The sequence below is a fragment of the Amycolatopsis sp. lyj-108 genome (assembly GCF_046549005.1).
In the GTDB taxonomy this organism is placed as follows: Bacteria; Actinomycetota; Actinomycetes; order Mycobacteriales; family Pseudonocardiaceae; genus Amycolatopsis.
This window is the reverse complement of the sequence record NZ_JAJPWQ010000002.1, coordinates 846,308-861,883: the sequence shown is the minus strand read 5'-3', so window position 1 is coordinate 861,883 and position 15,576 is coordinate 846,308. Positions and strand designations below refer to the sequence as shown.

General features: G+C 68.8%; 13 protein-coding genes. 7 read left to right on the top strand and 6 right to left on the bottom strand.

The window, feature by feature from the left end; translation table 11 throughout:
- Positions 1-77: 77 nt before the first annotated feature.
- A complete protein-coding gene (locus tag ACLJO0_RS10520; protein WP_199746262.1) occupies positions 78-1,250 on the bottom strand; it encodes an acyl-CoA dehydrogenase family protein in 1,173 nt (390 codons plus the stop codon).
- A 104-nt stretch (positions 1,251-1,354) separates the two neighbouring features.
- Here ACLJO0_RS10520 and ACLJO0_RS10515 point away from each other — a divergent pair, with 104 nt between their 5' ends.
- On the top strand, positions 1,355-3,004 hold the full coding sequence (locus ACLJO0_RS10515; protein WP_410577866.1) for a class I adenylate-forming enzyme family protein: 1,650 nt from the start codon (positions 1,355-1,357) through the stop codon (positions 3,002-3,004).
- A gap of 52 nt (positions 3,005-3,056) precedes the next feature.
- Here ACLJO0_RS10515 and purE read toward each other — a convergent pair whose 3' ends face one another.
- The 5 genes from purE to ACLJO0_RS10490 all read right to left on the bottom strand — a co-directional run bounded on the left by purE (position 3,057) and on the right by ACLJO0_RS10490 (position 8,255).
- Entirely contained in the window at positions 3,057-3,563 is a 507-nt protein-coding gene (gene purE / locus ACLJO0_RS10510; protein WP_410577864.1) for a 5-(carboxyamino)imidazole ribonucleotide mutase, read from the bottom strand.
- Between the two features lie 13 nt (positions 3,564-3,576).
- The gene (locus tag ACLJO0_RS10505) at positions 3,577-4,761 is read right to left on the bottom strand and encodes a 5-(carboxyamino)imidazole ribonucleotide synthase (protein WP_396560334.1); all 1,185 of its coding nucleotides are present in this window, start codon (positions 4,759-4,761) and stop codon (positions 3,577-3,579) included.
- Positions 4,762-4,774: 13 nt separating this feature from the next.
- Positions 4,775-5,980, bottom strand: a complete 1,206-nt coding sequence (locus ACLJO0_RS10500; RefSeq protein WP_410577861.1) for a glycosyltransferase 87 family protein — start codon at positions 5,978-5,980, stop codon at positions 4,775-4,777.
- Positions 5,955-7,301, bottom strand: coding sequence for a glycosyltransferase 87 family protein (locus ACLJO0_RS10495; protein ID WP_410577860.1), 1,347 nt, complete (start codon positions 7,299-7,301; stop codon positions 5,955-5,957). Before ACLJO0_RS10495 ends, ACLJO0_RS10500 begins: the two co-directional genes overlap by 26 nt.
- A gap of 81 nt (positions 7,302-7,382) precedes the next feature.
- Positions 7,383-8,255: a GGDEF domain-containing protein gene (locus ACLJO0_RS10490; RefSeq protein WP_125796535.1), complete on the bottom strand. Its 873-nt coding sequence runs from the start codon at positions 8,253-8,255 to the stop codon at positions 7,383-7,385.
- Between the two features lie 257 nt (positions 8,256-8,512).
- Here ACLJO0_RS10490 and ACLJO0_RS10485 point away from each other — a divergent pair, with 257 nt between their 5' ends.
- From ACLJO0_RS10485 to ACLJO0_RS10460, 6 genes are all read left to right on the top strand, one after another.
- On the top strand, positions 8,513-10,750 hold the full coding sequence (locus ACLJO0_RS10485) for a sigma-70 family RNA polymerase sigma factor (RefSeq protein WP_410577857.1): 2,238 nt from the start codon (positions 8,513-8,515) through the stop codon (positions 10,748-10,750).
- 10 nt (positions 10,751-10,760) lie between these two features.
- A complete protein-coding gene (locus tag ACLJO0_RS10480; RefSeq protein ID WP_410577855.1) occupies positions 10,761-11,261 on the top strand; it encodes a GtrA family protein in 501 nt (166 codons plus the stop codon).
- A 162-nt stretch (positions 11,262-11,423) separates the two neighbouring features.
- Positions 11,424-11,963: a GtrA family protein gene (locus tag ACLJO0_RS10475; protein ID WP_125789040.1), complete on the top strand. Its 540-nt coding sequence runs from the start codon at positions 11,424-11,426 to the stop codon at positions 11,961-11,963.
- 246 nt (positions 11,964-12,209) lie between these two features.
- Positions 12,210-13,568: an MDR family MFS transporter gene (locus ACLJO0_RS10470; protein ID WP_410577853.1), complete on the top strand. Its 1,359-nt coding sequence runs from the start codon at positions 12,210-12,212 to the stop codon at positions 13,566-13,568.
- 12 nt (positions 13,569-13,580) lie between these two features.
- On the top strand, positions 13,581-14,417 hold the full coding sequence (locus tag ACLJO0_RS10465) for an NAD(P)H-binding protein (RefSeq protein WP_410577851.1): 837 nt from the start codon (positions 13,581-13,583) through the stop codon (positions 14,415-14,417).
- A 433-nt stretch (positions 14,418-14,850) separates the two neighbouring features.
- Complete coding sequence (locus ACLJO0_RS10460; protein WP_410577849.1) at positions 14,851-15,498, top strand: response regulator; 648 nt, start codon at positions 14,851-14,853, stop codon at positions 15,496-15,498.
- The last annotated feature ends 78 nt before the right edge of the window (positions 15,499-15,576 follow it).

The window sequence follows — 15,576 nt, the reverse complement described above, 5'->3', positions numbered from 1 at the left end:
ATGCGAGCCTGGAAGTACATGAAGACCCCCTTCCTTGCGTCAGGCGCAAGGAAGGGGGCCTTCATGTACTTGAGAACTCAGCCCTTGAGCAGGGCGCGCGCCATGACCATGCGCTGGATCTGGTTGGTGCCTTCGTAGATCTGCGTAATTTTCGCGTCGCGCATCATGCGCTCGACCGGGAAGTCGCGGGTGTAGCCCGCGCCGCCGAAGAGCTGCACGGCGTCCGTCGTCACCGACATCGCGATGTCCGACGCGTACGCCTTCGCGGCCGCGGCCATGTAGCCGCCGCGCTTGTCGCCGCGTTCGGTCGCCGCGGCGGAGGCGTAGACGAGGTTCCGGGCGGCTTCGATCTTGATGCCCATGTCGGCCAGCATGAACTGGACGCCCTGGAACTCCGAGATCGACTTGCCGAACTGCTTGCGCTCCTTGACGTACGCGATCGACGCGTCGAGTGCGCCCTGCGCGATGCCCAGCGCCTGCGCGCCGATGGTCGGGCGGGTGTGGTCGAGGGTGCGCAGCGCGGTCTTCAGGCCGGTGCCGGGCTCGCCGATGATGCGGTCGGCCGGGATGGTGCAGTTCTCGAAGTGGATCTCGCGGGTCGGCGAGCCCTTGATGCCGAGCTTCCGCTCCTTCGAGCCGACGGTGAAGCCGGGGTCGTCCTTGTGGACGACGAACGCGGAGATGCCGTTGGCCTTCTTCTCGGCGTCGGGGTCGGTCACCGCCATCACGGTGTACCAGGACGATTCACCCGCGTTGGTGATCCAGCACTTGGTGCCGTTGAGCACCCAGTGGTCGCCGTCGAGCTTCGCGCGGGTGCGCATCGACGCGGTGTCCGAGCCGGCTTCGCGCTCCGAAAGCGCGTACGACGCCGACGCCTCGCCGGAGGCGATCGAGGGCAGCACCAGCTTCTTGAGGTCTTCCGACGCCGAAAGGATGATCGGCACCGTGCCCAGCTTGTTCACCGCCGGGATCAGCGACGCCGACGCGTCGACACGCGCGACCTCTTCGATCACGATGCAGGCCGCGATGGCGTCCGCACCCTGGCCGTCGTAGGCCTCGTCGATGTGGACGGCGTTGAAACCCGACTTGACCAGGGCGTTGTAAGCCTCGATCGGGTAGCGCTCGTCCTCGTCGACCTCGGCCGCGTACGGCTCGATTTCCTTCTCCGCCAAGGCACGGACCGCGGCCCGCAGCTCTTCGTGCTCCTCGGCAAGCTGGTAAAGACCCGGGCCGTCAGACACCTTCGTCACCTCTTCTAACGCGTATGAGAGTTCGACCGATGTTAGCGCTCGTTCACATTGTGCGACATCGCGTGCGCTTGTGTCTTTGACCGCAAAGTCCGTACGTTCGAGTGATGCAGCTCACCCCGTTCCCCCGGTCGCTCGAATATCCCGAGGTCCCGGTCGGCTCGGTGCTAGCCGGCGCCGCTGCTCGATGGGGCTCCCGAACCGCCTTCGCCCACGGAGACCAGAGCCTCACCTTCGCCGAGACGTACAGCGCGGCCTGCCGGTTCGCGAACGCCCTGCGTGCGGAGGGCATCGGCCGCGGTGACGTGGTGGCCCTTCACCTGCCGAACTGCCTGGCGTACCCGATCGCGTACTACGGCACACTGCTCGCGGGCGCGACCTTCAGCCCGGCGAACCCCCTGCTACCACCCGAGGACCTCGCCTTCCAGCTGGCCGACGCCGGAGCGGTCGCCGCCGTCACCGTCGGCCCGGTCGCGCGCGTGCTCGCCGCGGTCCGTGACCGGACGGCGGTCCGGCTGAGCATCGTCGTTCACCCGCCCGAGGAAGTGAGCGAGAACGAAGTCGAGTTCACGCGGTTCTACGCCGGTCACTCCGACGAGCGGCCGGACGTCGAGATCGACATCCACCGCGACCTCGCCCATCTGGCGTACACCGGCGGCACCACCGGACGCTCGAAGGGCGTCTGCCTGCCACACCGGAACGTCGTGGTCAACAGCCTGCAGAGTTCCTGCTGGCGGCTGGGCGCGATCCCCGCCGTCGACGGCTCGGGAGAAGTGATCGTCGACCAGCTCGGCGGTCCGGACGAATGGCCGTCCCGGATCGGCACCGGGATCGCCCTCAACCTGACGCCGTGGTTCCACGCCATGGGCACCATCGCCGCGCTGAACGTCCCGCTGCTCGACGGCGGCACCGTCGTCCTGCACGACCGCTTCGACCCGGCCGCGTACGTGGCCGACGCCGAGCTGCTGCGGGTCACCACCATCGGCGGGGCGCCCGCGCTGTTCGCCGCTTTGCTCGCCTGCCCCGATTTTCACACGGCCGACCTGTCTTCGGTACTGACCATCGGTTCCGGGGCGGCGCCGATGAACCACGAGATGATCCGCGCACTGCAGAATCGCTTCCCCGGGGTGATCATCACCGAGGGCTACGGCCTCACCGAGGTCACCATGGGCGCCGTCATCGCGCCGTCGTATCGCTCCGCCACCCGCAAGGTCGGCTCGGTCGGCCTTCCGCTACCCGACACCGAGATCAAGATCGTCTCGGCCGAAGGCGGCGAGGATCCGTTGCCCGCGGGCGAAAGCGGCGAGGTGTGCCTGCGCGGCCCGCAGGTGATGACCGGCTATCGCAACCGCACCGAGGAGACCGCGGCCGCGCTCGTCGACGGCTGGCTGCACACCGGCGACATCGGCATCCTCGACGAGGACGGTTATCTGTCCATTGTGGATCGCAAGAAGGACATGCTGCTGTACAAGGGATACAACGTCTTCCCGCGCGAACTCGAAGAGCTGCTGATCACCCTTCCCGGCGTCTCCGCGGCGGCCGTCGTCGGCAAACCGGACACCGAGGTCGGCGAACTTCCGGTCGCGTTCGTGGTGCGCAGCGACGAAAACGTCACCGCCGAGCAGCTCATGGAAGCCGTCGGCGCTCGCGTCCTGCCCTACAAGCGGCTGCGCGCGATCCACTTCGTCGACCAGATCCCGGTTTCGGCCGCCGGGAAGGTGCTCAAACGAGAGCTACGAAAGCAACTCGCCGAGTGAACCACCGCAATCAGTCACCTACTTGCGGTGGTTCGACGCCGAACCACCGCAATCAGGTGCCGGGTTGCCCGAGCTTCGAGCGCAGTGCGGCGTCCTTGTCGAGCACCAACTGCTCCAGATCCGCCTGGAAGCGGGCCATCTTCGCCTGCAAGCCCTCGTCGGACGCGGCGAGGATGCGCACCGCGAGCAGCCCCGCGTTGCGTGCGCCGCCGACGGAGACCGTCGCGACCGGGACACCGGCGGGCATCTGCACGATCGAGAGCAGCGAGTCCATGCCGTCGAGGTACTTCAGCGGCACCGGCACGCCGATCACCGGCAGCACCGTCGCCGACGCGACCATGCCCGGCAGGTGCGCGGCCCCGCCGGCGCCCGCGATGATCACGCGCACACCGCGCGAAGCGGCCGAAGTCGCGTAGTCGAGCATTCGCTGCGGGGTGCGGTGCGCCGAGTAGACGCCGACCTCGTACTCGACGCCGAACTCGGCCAGCGCCTGCCCGGCCGCTTCCATCGTCGGCCAGTCCGAGTCGCTGCCCATGATCAGGCCAACCTGCGGCGCCATATCCGATTACTCCCTAGTGAATTTCGTAGCCGTCGAGCCAGACGGCGTGGGAAAGCCAGTGCGCGGCGAGCAGCGCGCGGTCGCGCAGCTCCTCCATGCGTTCGCCGACGAGGTTGACGTGGCCGAGTTTGCGGCCGGGACGCTCGCCCTTGCCGTACAAGTGGACACGGATGTCCGGGTACCGCGCGAACAGGTGGTGCAGCCGTTCGTCCGGCCCCATCTCGGGCGCCTCGGGGGCGCCGAGGACGTTCGCCATCACGCAGGCCGGGGCGATCAGGTCGGTCACGCCGAGCGGGTAGTCGAGCACGGCACGCAGGTGCTGCTCGAACTGCGACGTCTTCGAGCCGTCCTGGGTCCAGTGCCCGGAGTTGTGCGGGCGCATGGCGAGTTCGTTGACCAGCAGGCCTTCGTCGGTCTCGAACAGCTCGACGGCGAGCAGGCCGGTCACGTTCAGCGTCGCGGCGATCCGCAGCGCCAGGTCCTGCGCCTCCTGCGTGCGCTGGACGCTCAGCCCCGGCGCCGGCGCGAGCACCTCGGTGTTGATCCCGCCGGACTGCACGGTTTCCACCACCGGCCACGCCGCGCCCTGCCCGAACGGCGACCGGGCCACGAGCGCGGACAGTTCGCGCCGCATGACGACCTTTTCCTCGACCAGCAGCGGGGTTCCGGCGTCGAGCAGTTCGGGCACGGTCTCGCGGGCGTGCTGTGCGGTGTCGAGCATCCAGACGCCGCGGCCGTCGTAACCGCCCTGCGCCGCCTTGAGCACCACCGGCCAGGAGTGCTTGTCGCCGAAAGTGATCACGTCGTCCACAGAGGACACTTCGGCGAACGCGGGGCCGGGGATCTCGAGTCCGGCCATCATCTCGCGCATGACGAGCTTGTTCTGCGCCATCGACAACGCGGCCGGATCGGGCCGGATGGTGACGCCTTCCATCGCGAGCGTCAGCAGATGCTCGCCGGGGACGTGCTCGTGGTCGAAGGTCAGCACGTCGACCCCGGCGGCGAACGAGCGCAGCGCTTCGAGGTCGGTGTGGTGCCCGTGCACGACCTCACCCGCGACGAGGCCGGCGGATTCGTTCTCCCCGGCGGCCAGCACACGCAGGGACTGGCCGAGGGAGATCGCCGCCTGGTGGGTCATCCTGGCCAGCTGTCCGCCGCCAACCATGCCCACGATCGGAAGACCGGTTCGTTTGTCCATAACGAGGAGCAGATTACTTGGCCGCCACGGCCACGACCTGGGCGGACCCGCGTCGCAGTTCCCGTGCGGCCAGGCCTGTGATGGCGATCGCAGCCGCGAGGACGTAGACGTTGCCGAGCAGGGACCAGCCCATCCCCCAGCCGAACTCGGTGTCCCCGCCGTTGGGCACGAACATGATCACCCCGCTCGCGAACAGCACCGCGACGCCCGCGGCCGGAACCCACGATCGGCGGAGGACGAGCAGGACGAGCAGCGGCACCGTCCACACCCAGTGGTGTGACCAGGACACCGGCGAGAGCAACAGCCCGTAGAACGCGGTCACCAGCAGCGCACCGACGGGATCGCCGCGGCGATGCAGGCGCACGACCAGCCAGACGGCGGGTACGGCGAGGACGGCGGCGATCGCGATGGCCACGGTCAGCGACCACGGCGCGAGTTCCGAGGCGCGGTTCACCAGTCCGTTGAGTGATTGGTTGAAGATCCAGTGCACGGAGCCGACCCGGCTGGGGTCGGTCGCCGACTCCGTCCAGAACCGGACGGCGTCCCCGGGGATCACCGCGAACATCACGGCTTCGAGCGCGACGAACGTGCCGAGTGCCCGCAGCGCGTCCTTCCAGCGGCCGGTGAACAGCAGATGCGGCACGAAGATCAGCGGCGTCAGCTTGATCGCGGCCGAGATCCCGATCAGCACCCCGGCCCAGCGCGAACCGCGGGCCGAAAGCACCAGGACGTCGAGGACGATCAACGCCATCAGGATGAGGTTGATCTGCCCGAGGAAGATCGTCTTCCAGACCGGCTCCAGCGCCAGCGCGCCCGCCGTGGCCAGCGGCAGTACCCACCACCGGGTGATGGGGGCGCCGCAGGCGCGGGCGACCACGGAGATCACGACGCTCAGGCAGACCAGGGAGAGCGCGCCCACGACGCCCCAGGTCAGCCCGGCGGGGACGATCGCGAGCGGCAGGAACAGCGGCGCGGCGGCCGGGGTGTAGGTGAACGGCAGCAGCACCCACGGCGGCAGCGTCGTCAGCGCCTCGCGGGTGTAGAGCGGTTCCCCCTTCAGCAGGGTGAGGGCACCGGCGCGGTAGACGGCGCTGTCCGCGCCGAGGTGCCATTCCCCCAGCCAGGCGACGACGCCCAGCGTGAGCATCGCCAGTGCGAGCACACCCGCCAGCGTGGCCCCGACGACCCGGGGGTCAGCCGCCGGCCGTGACTTCAGCATGCTTGTCGTCGTCGCTCCGCTTCCGCCGCAGATACCACCAGCGCCCGGCGAGCGCGAGCGCCAGCACGAGCGGCATGAAGATGTACGCGCTGCCGAGGATGTTCTGCCACACCTTCCAGTGCAGCTCGACATTCCGGCCGTTCGGCAGGATCAGCAGGACACAGCTGATGAAGACGAAGAACACCGCGAAGGTGCCTAGCCAGCGTTTCCACGCGGTGGCGGGCGTGGTCTTCGGCAGCCGCGAGACCAGCAGGACGACCAGCGGCGCCACCCACACCCAGTGATGCGTCCAGGAGATCGGCGAGATCAGCAGGATCCAGAACGCCGTCACGAGCATCGCCGCGAGCGCCTGGCCCTTGCGGTGGAAGCGCAGCACCAGCCAGATCGCGGGGATCGCGAGCAGCGCGCCGATCCCCATCGCCGCTTTCGACGCCCAGGGCGCGAGCTCGGTGAAGCGGTTCATCAGCGCGTTCAGCGACTGGTTGCCCGCCCAGTGCACCGGGCCGATGCGGCCGGTGTCGGGCAGCGTGTAGGTCCAGTACCGGGCCGCGTCGTGCGGGATGATCAGGAACATCAGGCCCTGCATCACGACGAAGGTGATGAGCCCGCGGATGGCGTCCATCCGGCGGCCGGTGATGAAGAGATGCCCCAGGAACACGATCGGGGTGAGCTTGACCGCGGCCGCGACGCCGACGAGCACGCCGCCCCAGCGGCTGCCCCTCGCCCCGATGACGAGGATGTCGAGCATGACCAGCGCCATCAGGATGATGTTGATCTGGCCGAGGAAGACCGTGCGCCACACCGGCTCGAGGCCGAGGAAGACCAGGAAGAACGCGATCGTCGAGCGGGCGGGCGAAGCCCACCAGCGGGGGCCGTCGGTCGAGGGCTTCGGCAGCGCGCCGATGGCGATCCGGACGCACAGCGCCAGCGCGAGCAGCGAGACCGCGGTCAGGAGCCCCCAGGCGACCTGCGTCGGGACCAGCGCGAGCGGGATGAAAAGCAGCGCGGCGGTCGGTGGGTAGGTGAACGGCAACAACGCCCACCACGGTTCCACCGGAAGTGTGTTCGCGTCGTACAGCGGGTCGCCGTTCAACAGCGTCTCGGCGCCGGCGCGGTAGACCGCGCTGTCCACGCCGAGCACCCATTCGTGCTGCCAGCCCCAGATACCGAAACCGATGGCGACCAGCGGGATCACCGACAGGATCAGGATCGATCTCGGCCGGACGGACAAGCGGGCGAGCGACTTCCGCAGCGAGAGACGATGCTGCGGGCGGCTCGCCGAAACGTCGCCGTTGGCGTCGGCGGGAACAGTCCGGGTCACGCAAACAGGAAATCATGAACCGGGTCGTGCCTGGTCGACAGGGTCGGCCGTGACCTGGAGAACGTCTTACGCTACCCCGCGTCAGGAGCGCGCGAGACTGCCGAGGAGATCGCACGCCAGATCGTAGGTCGCCGGGAGCCGGACGGCCGAGATCTGCGGGCGGCCGGTGTCCCGTAGCTGGGCGTCCACCGAAAGCCGCTCGTTCAGCGCCCTTCGCAGCGCGACGCCGGACGAAGCGAGCCGCACGTCCTTCGGGACGAGCACGCCCGCGACGGACGGCCCGATCGAGGCGACGCTCTCCCCGCCGTCGAACACCTGCTTCAAGGCGTCCGCGACCAGGATCATCCCGGTCAGCCGGGGCCAGCCCGCGACCGAGCTGAAGTCCATCGACACCACGAGAAGCGTGTGCGCCTCCGCGACCGGCCGTTCGTCACGACGGGCCTGGCGGTACAGCTCGCTCAACCGGGTCCTCAGGTACGCGGCGGTGGGCAGTCCGGTGAGCGGTTCGGTGACCTCGGTGTTCACGAGCTGGTCGGTCGCGACGTCCGCCCATGCCAGCGCCGTGACCCGGAGTAACCGGGAGGGTGTGGAGTCGACATCCGGTTCGAGGAAGCCGTCGACCGCGTCCGGATCGGCGAGCACGGCGTGCAACGCCGCGAGGTCCGCGAGCGTTTCGGCCAGCCCGGCACCCGCGGCGGCCCGTGCCCGGCCCAGCCCCGCGAGGGCGGTCTCCGCCACCTCGGCGGGAGCGACCCGGCCGTTCTTGATCACCGCCGCGCAGACGGCGTCGACCTCGGGGAGGCCCCAGTCACTGGGGAAACGCCAGCCCGCGGCCAGGCTGGCCGTGCGCCAGCGGGCCCGCAGTGCGCGGAGCGTGCGATCTCGTTCGAACCGGTTCCAGGCGGTTTGCCCGTCGGATCCCCCGGACGGCGCACCGGTGGCCGGTACGTCCACTGCCCACCGCCCCTTTCCGTTCCGATCTTTTCGATCTTGCGATCGCTTCACGGTGGGGACGCCGGTCCACGCCGCGCGTGACGGCGTTTTCCAAGGATCTTTCCGAACTCTTCGGTAACCCGGTGCGGGTGAAGGTGTTGCGCTCTCCGGGTCATCGACGGGGCCGCGAGGTGACGTGCGTCGCCCAGTCCGTCACACTGAGCGGGTTCGGGCGTTTAAGACAGTAGACCCGCCGAACCAGCAGATGAAGGAGCCCCGTGTCCACCGTTCCCGCCGATCTCTCCGGTAGGAGTGACGCCGAGCTGATCGCCGAGGTGCGTGACGGGAAGATCGCGTCCTACGGAACCCTGTACGAGCGCCACGCCGGCGCGGCGCACAACCTCGCCCGCCAGCTCGCCCGCTCCAGTTCCGAGGCCGACGACCTCGTTTCGGAAGCCTTCGCGAAGGTGCTGGACACGCTGCGCGTCGGCAAAGGCCCGGACGCCGCGTTCCGCGCATACCTGCTGACCGCGCTCCGGCACACCGCCTACGACAAGACGCGCAAGGACAAGCGCGTCGACCTGAACGAGGACATGTCCGACGTCGGCGGCGCCGTCGGCGAAGCGCTGACGGTCCCCTTCTCCGACACCGCCGTCGCCGGGCTCGAGCGCACGCTCGCCGCGAAGGCGTTCGCCCGGCTGCCCGAGCGGTGGCAGGCGGTGCTGTGGCACACCGAGATCGAGGGGCAGACGCCCGCCGAGGTCGCGCCGCTGCTGGGGCTGACCGCGAACGGTGTCTCCGCGCTCGCCTACCGCGCGCGTGAAGGTCTGCGGCAGGCGTATCTGCAGGTCCACCTGGCCGAGAACTCCGCCGAACGGTGCCGCGCGAGCGCGGACAAGCTCGGCGCGTGGACCCGCGACGGGTTGTCCAAACGCGAACGTGCCCAGGTGGAGAGCCACCTGGACGAATGCGAGAACTGCCGCGCGCTGGCCGCGGAACTGGCCGACGTCAACACCGGTCTGCGCGGGATCATCGCGCCGATCGTGCTCGGTGGCGCGGCTCTCGGTTACCTGGCGACGACCGGCGCGGGCAAGGCGGGCGCGGTCACCGCGGCCGCGACGGCCGCCGCCGCGGGTTCGAGTTCGGGCGGGGCCGCCGGCGCGGCCGCGGCCGGACCGCGCCAGTTCGCCGGAGTGGCCGGATCGAGCGTGGCCATCGTCGCCGCGGTCGCGGTGGCGCTCGCCGCCGGTGGCGGTACGCAGGAGATCCCGGCCGCCGCGGCCGTCCCGCCGCCCGCCGTCGTCGCACCCGCCCCCACCCCCGGGGCCCCGCCCGTGGTGCCCCCGGCCGTCCCGCCTGCCGTCCCGCCTGCACAGCAGCCCGTGCCGCCCGCGCAGCAGGTGCCGCCTCCGGCGCCTTCGGCCACACCCCCGGCACCCGCCGAGCCGCCCGCGCCCTCGCCGGTGATTCCGGCGCCTCCGGTGATGACGGCGTCGACGCCGGCCGGCGGTGTCCAGCTCCAGCCCGGTGAAGAAGCCAACCTGCCGATCACCGTGCGCAACGACGGTGGATCGAAGTCCGAGCCCGTGGCGGTCTCGCTGAACCTGCCGAAGGGTGTGCGGGCCGTTCCCGCCGCCGGCGGCGGCGCGATGGGCGTCACCGGCTTCCGGCAGCAGGCGCCGGCTCCGATCGCGGTCAGCTGCCCCGGTGGCACCGGCACGGTGACCTGCCGGACCGGTACCGGCCTCGAACCCGGACAGTCCGCGGTGCTGACGTTCCGGCTGCTCGCCGACGAAACGGCCGTGGACGGCAGCGTGGTCACCGGTTCGGTGACGGCGGGCGCGCAGATCAAGGTGTCGGTCGCGGTGAAGGTCAAGGTGCCCGCCCCGCCGGACGGCGTCGACCTGAGTGCCGAGGGCGACGGGCTGTCGGCGTTCCCGTGGAACCACCATCCGCTGATGAAGATCCGGGTGAAGAACACCGGCAAGACGACGAAGCCGGTCACGATCACCATCGACCACCGCGTGCTCAACTCCTGGAGCGCGTACGGCATCCGCTGCACCCCGACCGGCGAAGGCGCGTCGTGCACTTCGCGCGGCTCGCTGGCCCCGGGCCGTGAGGTGGGGCTGCTGGTCCGGTTGAAGGGCCGCCCGGCGGAGAACGTTCCAGTGATGGTGAACGCCACCCTCGGCGTCGCCAAGGCGAAGCCGGTCGCGGTCTACTTCGGCTGCTGGCACCACTGGTGTGACGACAACGCGCTGCTTCCGCCGACCACGGTGCCTTCACTGCCTTCGGTCACTTCGAAGCCCTCGGGCACGCCTGAGACGACGAAGCCGGGGCGGCCAGGCTGGCCTTCTCCGTCGAAGAAGCCTTCGCCGTCAGCGACGCCTTCGGAGCCTGCGAAGCAACAGCCCGCCCCCGCGGAGCCGACCACGACCACGAGCGCGCCACCGCGGCCGGACAAGACGAAGCCGTCCACTCGACCCAACGGAGTGGTCGACCGTATTTTCCAGTAGCGTCGCGCGCATGCGGGGGAAGCATCGCGAACTGCTGCGATTCGTCTTGGTCGGGGGCGCGAGTTTCGTCATCACGATGACGATCACGTACGGCCTGAAGTTCACCGTGCTGACCGACAAACCGGTGACCGCGCTGATCATCGGCGTGCTGGTGGCGACCGTTTTTTCGTACGTCGCGAACCGTGAATGGTCCTTTCGCACCCGCGGCGGGCGTGAGCGAACCCACGAAGCGGCGCTTTTCTTCCTGATCAGCGCGATCGCGCTCGGCCTCAACGCGCTTCCGCAACTGGTTTCGCGGTACGTGTTCGACCTGGAGCAGCCGCACGTCGGGCTGCTGACCCAGGAGATCGCCGACTTCGTCAGCGGCGTGCTCATCGGGACCCTGCTCGGCACGGCGTTCCGCTGGTGGTCGTTCAAGAAGTGGGTCTTCCCGGAGGCCGGCGCGCGACCGCGGCTGCTGCGCGGCGGCGGACCGGAGATTTCCGACATTCCCGACGACTCCGCTGCCTGACCGTCACGCGATAGCAAAGGTCCCTTGCTCCCTTTCCGCAGGTCAGGGCGCATGAACGACAAAGGCGGACCAGTCGTTCCCCGAACCGCCCAAAGCGTCATATAACGCACTGTCCATCCCCTCCCAGCCCATTCGACGGGCGAAGCGAATTAGACTGATCCGGTGACCGTGGTCGAATCCGTCCTTTCGAGGACGCCCGAGCCGTTCCGATCCGTGCTGATCAAGCACCGTGAGCTGTTGAAGTTCGCGATCGTGGGCGGCACGACGTTCCTCGTCGACAACGGCGTCTGGTACCTGCTGAAACTCACCGTGCTGGAGTCGAAGCCGACCACGGCGAAAGCGATCGCGATCATCGTCGCGACGATCGTGTCGTACATCCTGAACCGCGAGTGGTCCTTCCGGACCCGCGGCGGCCGCGAGCGGCATCACGAGGCGGCGCTCTTCTTCGTGATCAGCGGGATCGCCGTGGTGGTCAACCTGATCCCGCTCTACACGTCGCGCTACATCTTCGACCTCGAAGTGCCGCATGTGACGCGGTTCGTCCAGGAGTTCGCCGACTTCACGAGCGGGTCGATCATCGGCATGCTCCTGGCGATGTTCTTCCGCTTCTGGGGTTTCAAGAAGTGGGTCTTCCCGGATGAGCTGGGCAAACGCCGCCGGGACAGCGACGAGCCGGACGACGACGTCGTCCCTCTCCGCTAAGTACTTGTCAAACGACATGTGATTGTTTAGGGTCATCCATGTCAACGTTCCTTCACTGATGACGCCGGCCGGGTTCGTACGGTCGAGCGGGACGAATTCGAGGTGATCGCCAAGCGCGAAGAGGACCGCATCCGGTTCGGATGACGGTTGAGCCTTTTCCCGTCTTGGCGGGGATCCGGGGCTGCTTTCGAGCAGTGCTCCGCGTCCCTCGCGTTCCCTCGTTTCTTCCAGTGAACGGATCTTTTCTTGAGCACCGCTCTCGGCGCGCCTCCGCGCGCCCGAAACACCCTTGCCCTCGTCGGGCTCTTCGCCGCCGTGTTCCTGGCGATGCTCGACGCCCAGGTCGTCGCGACCGCGCTGCCACGCATGGTCGGCGAACTCGGCGGCGCGACCTCGTTCGCCTGGGTCACCACCGTCTACCTGCTGGCGGGCAGCGTCAGCGCGCCCGTCTACGGAAAGCTCGGTGACCTCTTCGGCCGTAAGCGCGTCGTGCTCGTCGCGATCGCGTTGTTCGTCCTCGGTTCGCTCGCCTGCGCGCTCGCGCCGACGATGCCGCTGCTGATCGCCGCCCGTGTCCTGCAGGGCATCGGCTCCGGCGGCCTGTTCGTCGCGGTCGCCGCGATCATCGGCGAACTGTTCCCGGGTCGCGAAGGCGCCCGCTACTTCGCCTGGTTCTCGATCTGTTTCGCCGGCTCCTCGCTGGCGGGCCCGGTCGTCGGCGGCGTCCTGACCGACCTCGCCGGCTGGCGGTCGATCTTCGGGATCAACGTGCCGATCGGGCTGGTCGCGTTCGTCATCGTCGCGCGATTCCTGCGGCTCGAACGACGCCGCAAGACCGCGCCGTTCGACTTCGCGGGCATCGTCGTGCTGTCCGGCGCGATCGTCGGCCTGACCCTGGCGACGCCGCTTTCGGCGTCGATCGGCGCCGTACTGCTCGTCGCCTTCCTGGTCATCGAACGCCGGGCGGCCGAACCGGTCATCCCGCTTCGGCTCTTCCGCGCCAGGATGTTCAGCCTGAGCGTCCTGGCCAGTGCCGCGGCCGGGTTCGTCTTCCTCGGTTCGGTCAATTATCTGGCGCTCTTCCTGCAGGCCGCGGGCGGCGCCGGACCTTCGGAAGCCGGGCTCCTGCTGCTGCCCATGACCCTCGCGGTCGCCGCGTCGTCGATGGTCGCGGGCCGGATCATCGCCAAGACCGGCGCCTATCGCTGGGCGCCGATCCTCAGCATGGCCCTCGGCCTCGCCGCCGCCCTCGCCATGTCCACAATGGACGAAACGACACCACTGCCGCTCGTCGTCGCCTATCTCGTCGTGTTCGGCGCGGCGGCCGGGCTCAACATGCAGGTGCTTTCCATGGCGGCCCAGCAGGACGTCGCCCGGACCGATCTCGGTGCCGTTTCGGCGACCGTCGGTTTCCTGCGTTCACTCGGCACCACGGCCGGGCTGACCGTTTTCGGCGTGGTGTTCACGAACGCGTTCACCGACGACAGTCCCGCCGGATACGCGTCCGCGCTCGGCGGCGTGTTCTGGGTGATGGTCCCCGCGCTGGCGGCCGGCCTCGCCGCTTCCCTCTTCCTGCCGCGCGTTTCCTTGCGGCGCAACCACTAAAGGAGTCTTTCGATGATTCTCGTACTCGGTTCCACCGGCAAAATCGGCCGCGAACTCGTTCCCGCCCTGCTGGACAAGGGCGCCCGCGTGCGTGCCCTGACACGCGACCCCGCCCGCGCCCGGATCGACCCGCGTGCCGAGGTCGCCGCCGGCGATCTCGACGCCTTCGACCCGGCACTGCTCGACGGCGTCGACCGCGTGTTCGTCCTGACCTCCGGGCACGGCTCCGACCCGCTCACTCAGGAACGAACCGTGCTCAAGGCCGCCACCGGTGTCGCGCACATCGTCAAACTCTCCACCACCGGAGTCCACTTCGGACAGACCGACCCGATCTCCCTCGTGCACGCCGAGGCCGAACAGGCCGTGCGCGAGGCCGGGCCGGACTGGACGATCCTGCGCCCCGGCACCTTCATGGACAACCGGTTCGCATGGCTGCACGCCGTCCGCGGCGACGGGGTCATCCGCGTTCCCGAGGGCGATCCGTCGTCCGCGCTGGTGCACGCCCGCGACATCGCCGAAGTCGCCGCGACCGTGCTGACCAGCGACGGGCACGCGGGCAGGACGTACCCGATCACCGGCGGCGAAGCACTCACGACGCGGCGGCAGGTCGAAATCCTCGGCGACGCGCTCGGGCGGCGGCTGACTTACGTCGAAGAGCCCGAAGCCGATTCTCGAGCCCGGATGCTCGGGTACGGCTGGCCCGCTTCCGCGGTCGATGGGATGTTCGAGCTCAAACGGCAGTCCGCCGGGAACGAGGAGATCGTGTTCGACACCGTGCGCGAACTGCTCGGCCGGGCGCCGCTGACGTTCGCCGACTGGGCCCGCGAGCACGCCGCCGCCTTCGCCTGACCTGCGGAAAGTGAGCAAGGGACCTTTGCTCTCGCCTGGCTCTGGCGTCCGTGAAGGCCTCCTTGAGGGACCCAGAGTCCGTGAGGGCCTCCTTCCCTACCTTCAGAGTAGGGAAGGAGGCCTTCACGGCCCACGTGTGCAATGAAAGAGCCTTTCCTTGCGAAATTTGCAAGGAAAGGCTCTTTCATTGCATCGGCGGCGGGCGGGAGGGGCAGGCGCGGGAGCAAGGGACCCTTGCTACCACCCGCCCGCAACTCCCTTCGCGTACTTGTGACCCACCACTGCGCCGAAAGGGTTAATGGGTTGGGCGGACCCCGGCGATACGCGACACTCATCAGGCGTTTAATTTCTCGCGGTCCGCTGTCCGGACCGCGCGTTGTCCACGTCCGGCCCTCTCGCTAACGTGCCGCGTCGGGGAGACAGGGGGAACCAGATGAATGAACGCCTTCGCGTGCTCGTGGTCGACGACCATCCGTTGTTCCGGTTCGGGGTCTGCACGTTGCTCGCCAACGAGCCGCAGGTCGACGTGGTCGGTGAGGCCGCGAGCGGCGCGCACGCGATCAGCGCGGCGAGCGCCCTCGCGCCCGACGTCGTGGTCATGGATCTGCATCTGCCCGACATCAGCGGCGCCGAAGCGACCCGGCACATCGTCGCCGAGCGGCCCGGTGTCGGGGTGCTGATGTTGACGATGGCGGACGAAAGCGAATCGGTTTTCTCCGCGATGCGTGCCGGAGCCCGCGGATATCTGCTCAAAGACGCCGAACCCGACGAAATCATTCGTGCCGTTCACGCCGTCGCGAGGCGCGAAGCGATCTTCGGGCCCGACATCGCGACGCGGGTTCTCGGCTTCTTCAACCACACTCAGCCGAGTACGGACACCGTGTTCCCGGAACTGACCGTCCGCGAACGAGAGGTCCTCTCGCTCATCGCGGGCGGGCACAGCAACACCGCCATCGCCAGCACTCTGTGTCTCAGCCCGAAGACCGTACGGAACCACATTTCCAACGTCTTCAGCAAACTCCACGTCGCCGACCGCGCCGAAGCCATCGTGCGCGCCCGCGAAGCCGGGCTGGGTCGTTGAAAAGCGGAATTTGAAAACCCCGATAAGGGCGGCTTTTCGGGCAATGTCGGGACCGGAGTCCCATGCGCCCGGGACACC

Bases quoted from the DNA above. Each gene is read 5' to 3' on its own strand.
- ACLJO0_RS10460 (WP_410577849.1), top strand. From the start codon at position 14,851: ATGAATGAACGCCTTCGCGTGCTCGTGGTCGACGACCATCCGTTGTTC.
- ACLJO0_RS10505 (WP_396560334.1), bottom strand. From the start codon at position 4,761: ATGGACAAACGAACCGGTCTTCCGATCGTGGGCATGGTTGGCGGCGGA.
- ACLJO0_RS10480 (WP_410577855.1), top strand. From the start codon at position 10,761: ATGCGGGGGAAGCATCGCGAACTGCTGCGATTCGTCTTGGTCGGGGGC.
- purE (WP_410577864.1), bottom strand. From the start codon at position 3,563: ATGGCGCCGCAGGTTGGCCTGATCATGGGCAGCGACTCGGACTGGCCG.
- ACLJO0_RS10500 (WP_410577861.1), bottom strand. From the start codon at position 5,980: ATGCTGAAGTCACGGCCGGCGGCTGACCCCCGGGTCGTCGGGGCCACG.
- ACLJO0_RS10515 (WP_410577866.1), top strand. From the start codon at position 1,355: ATGCAGCTCACCCCGTTCCCCCGGTCGCTCGAATATCCCGAGGTCCCG.
- ACLJO0_RS10465 (WP_410577851.1), top strand. From the start codon at position 13,581: ATGATTCTCGTACTCGGTTCCACCGGCAAAATCGGCCGCGAACTCGTT.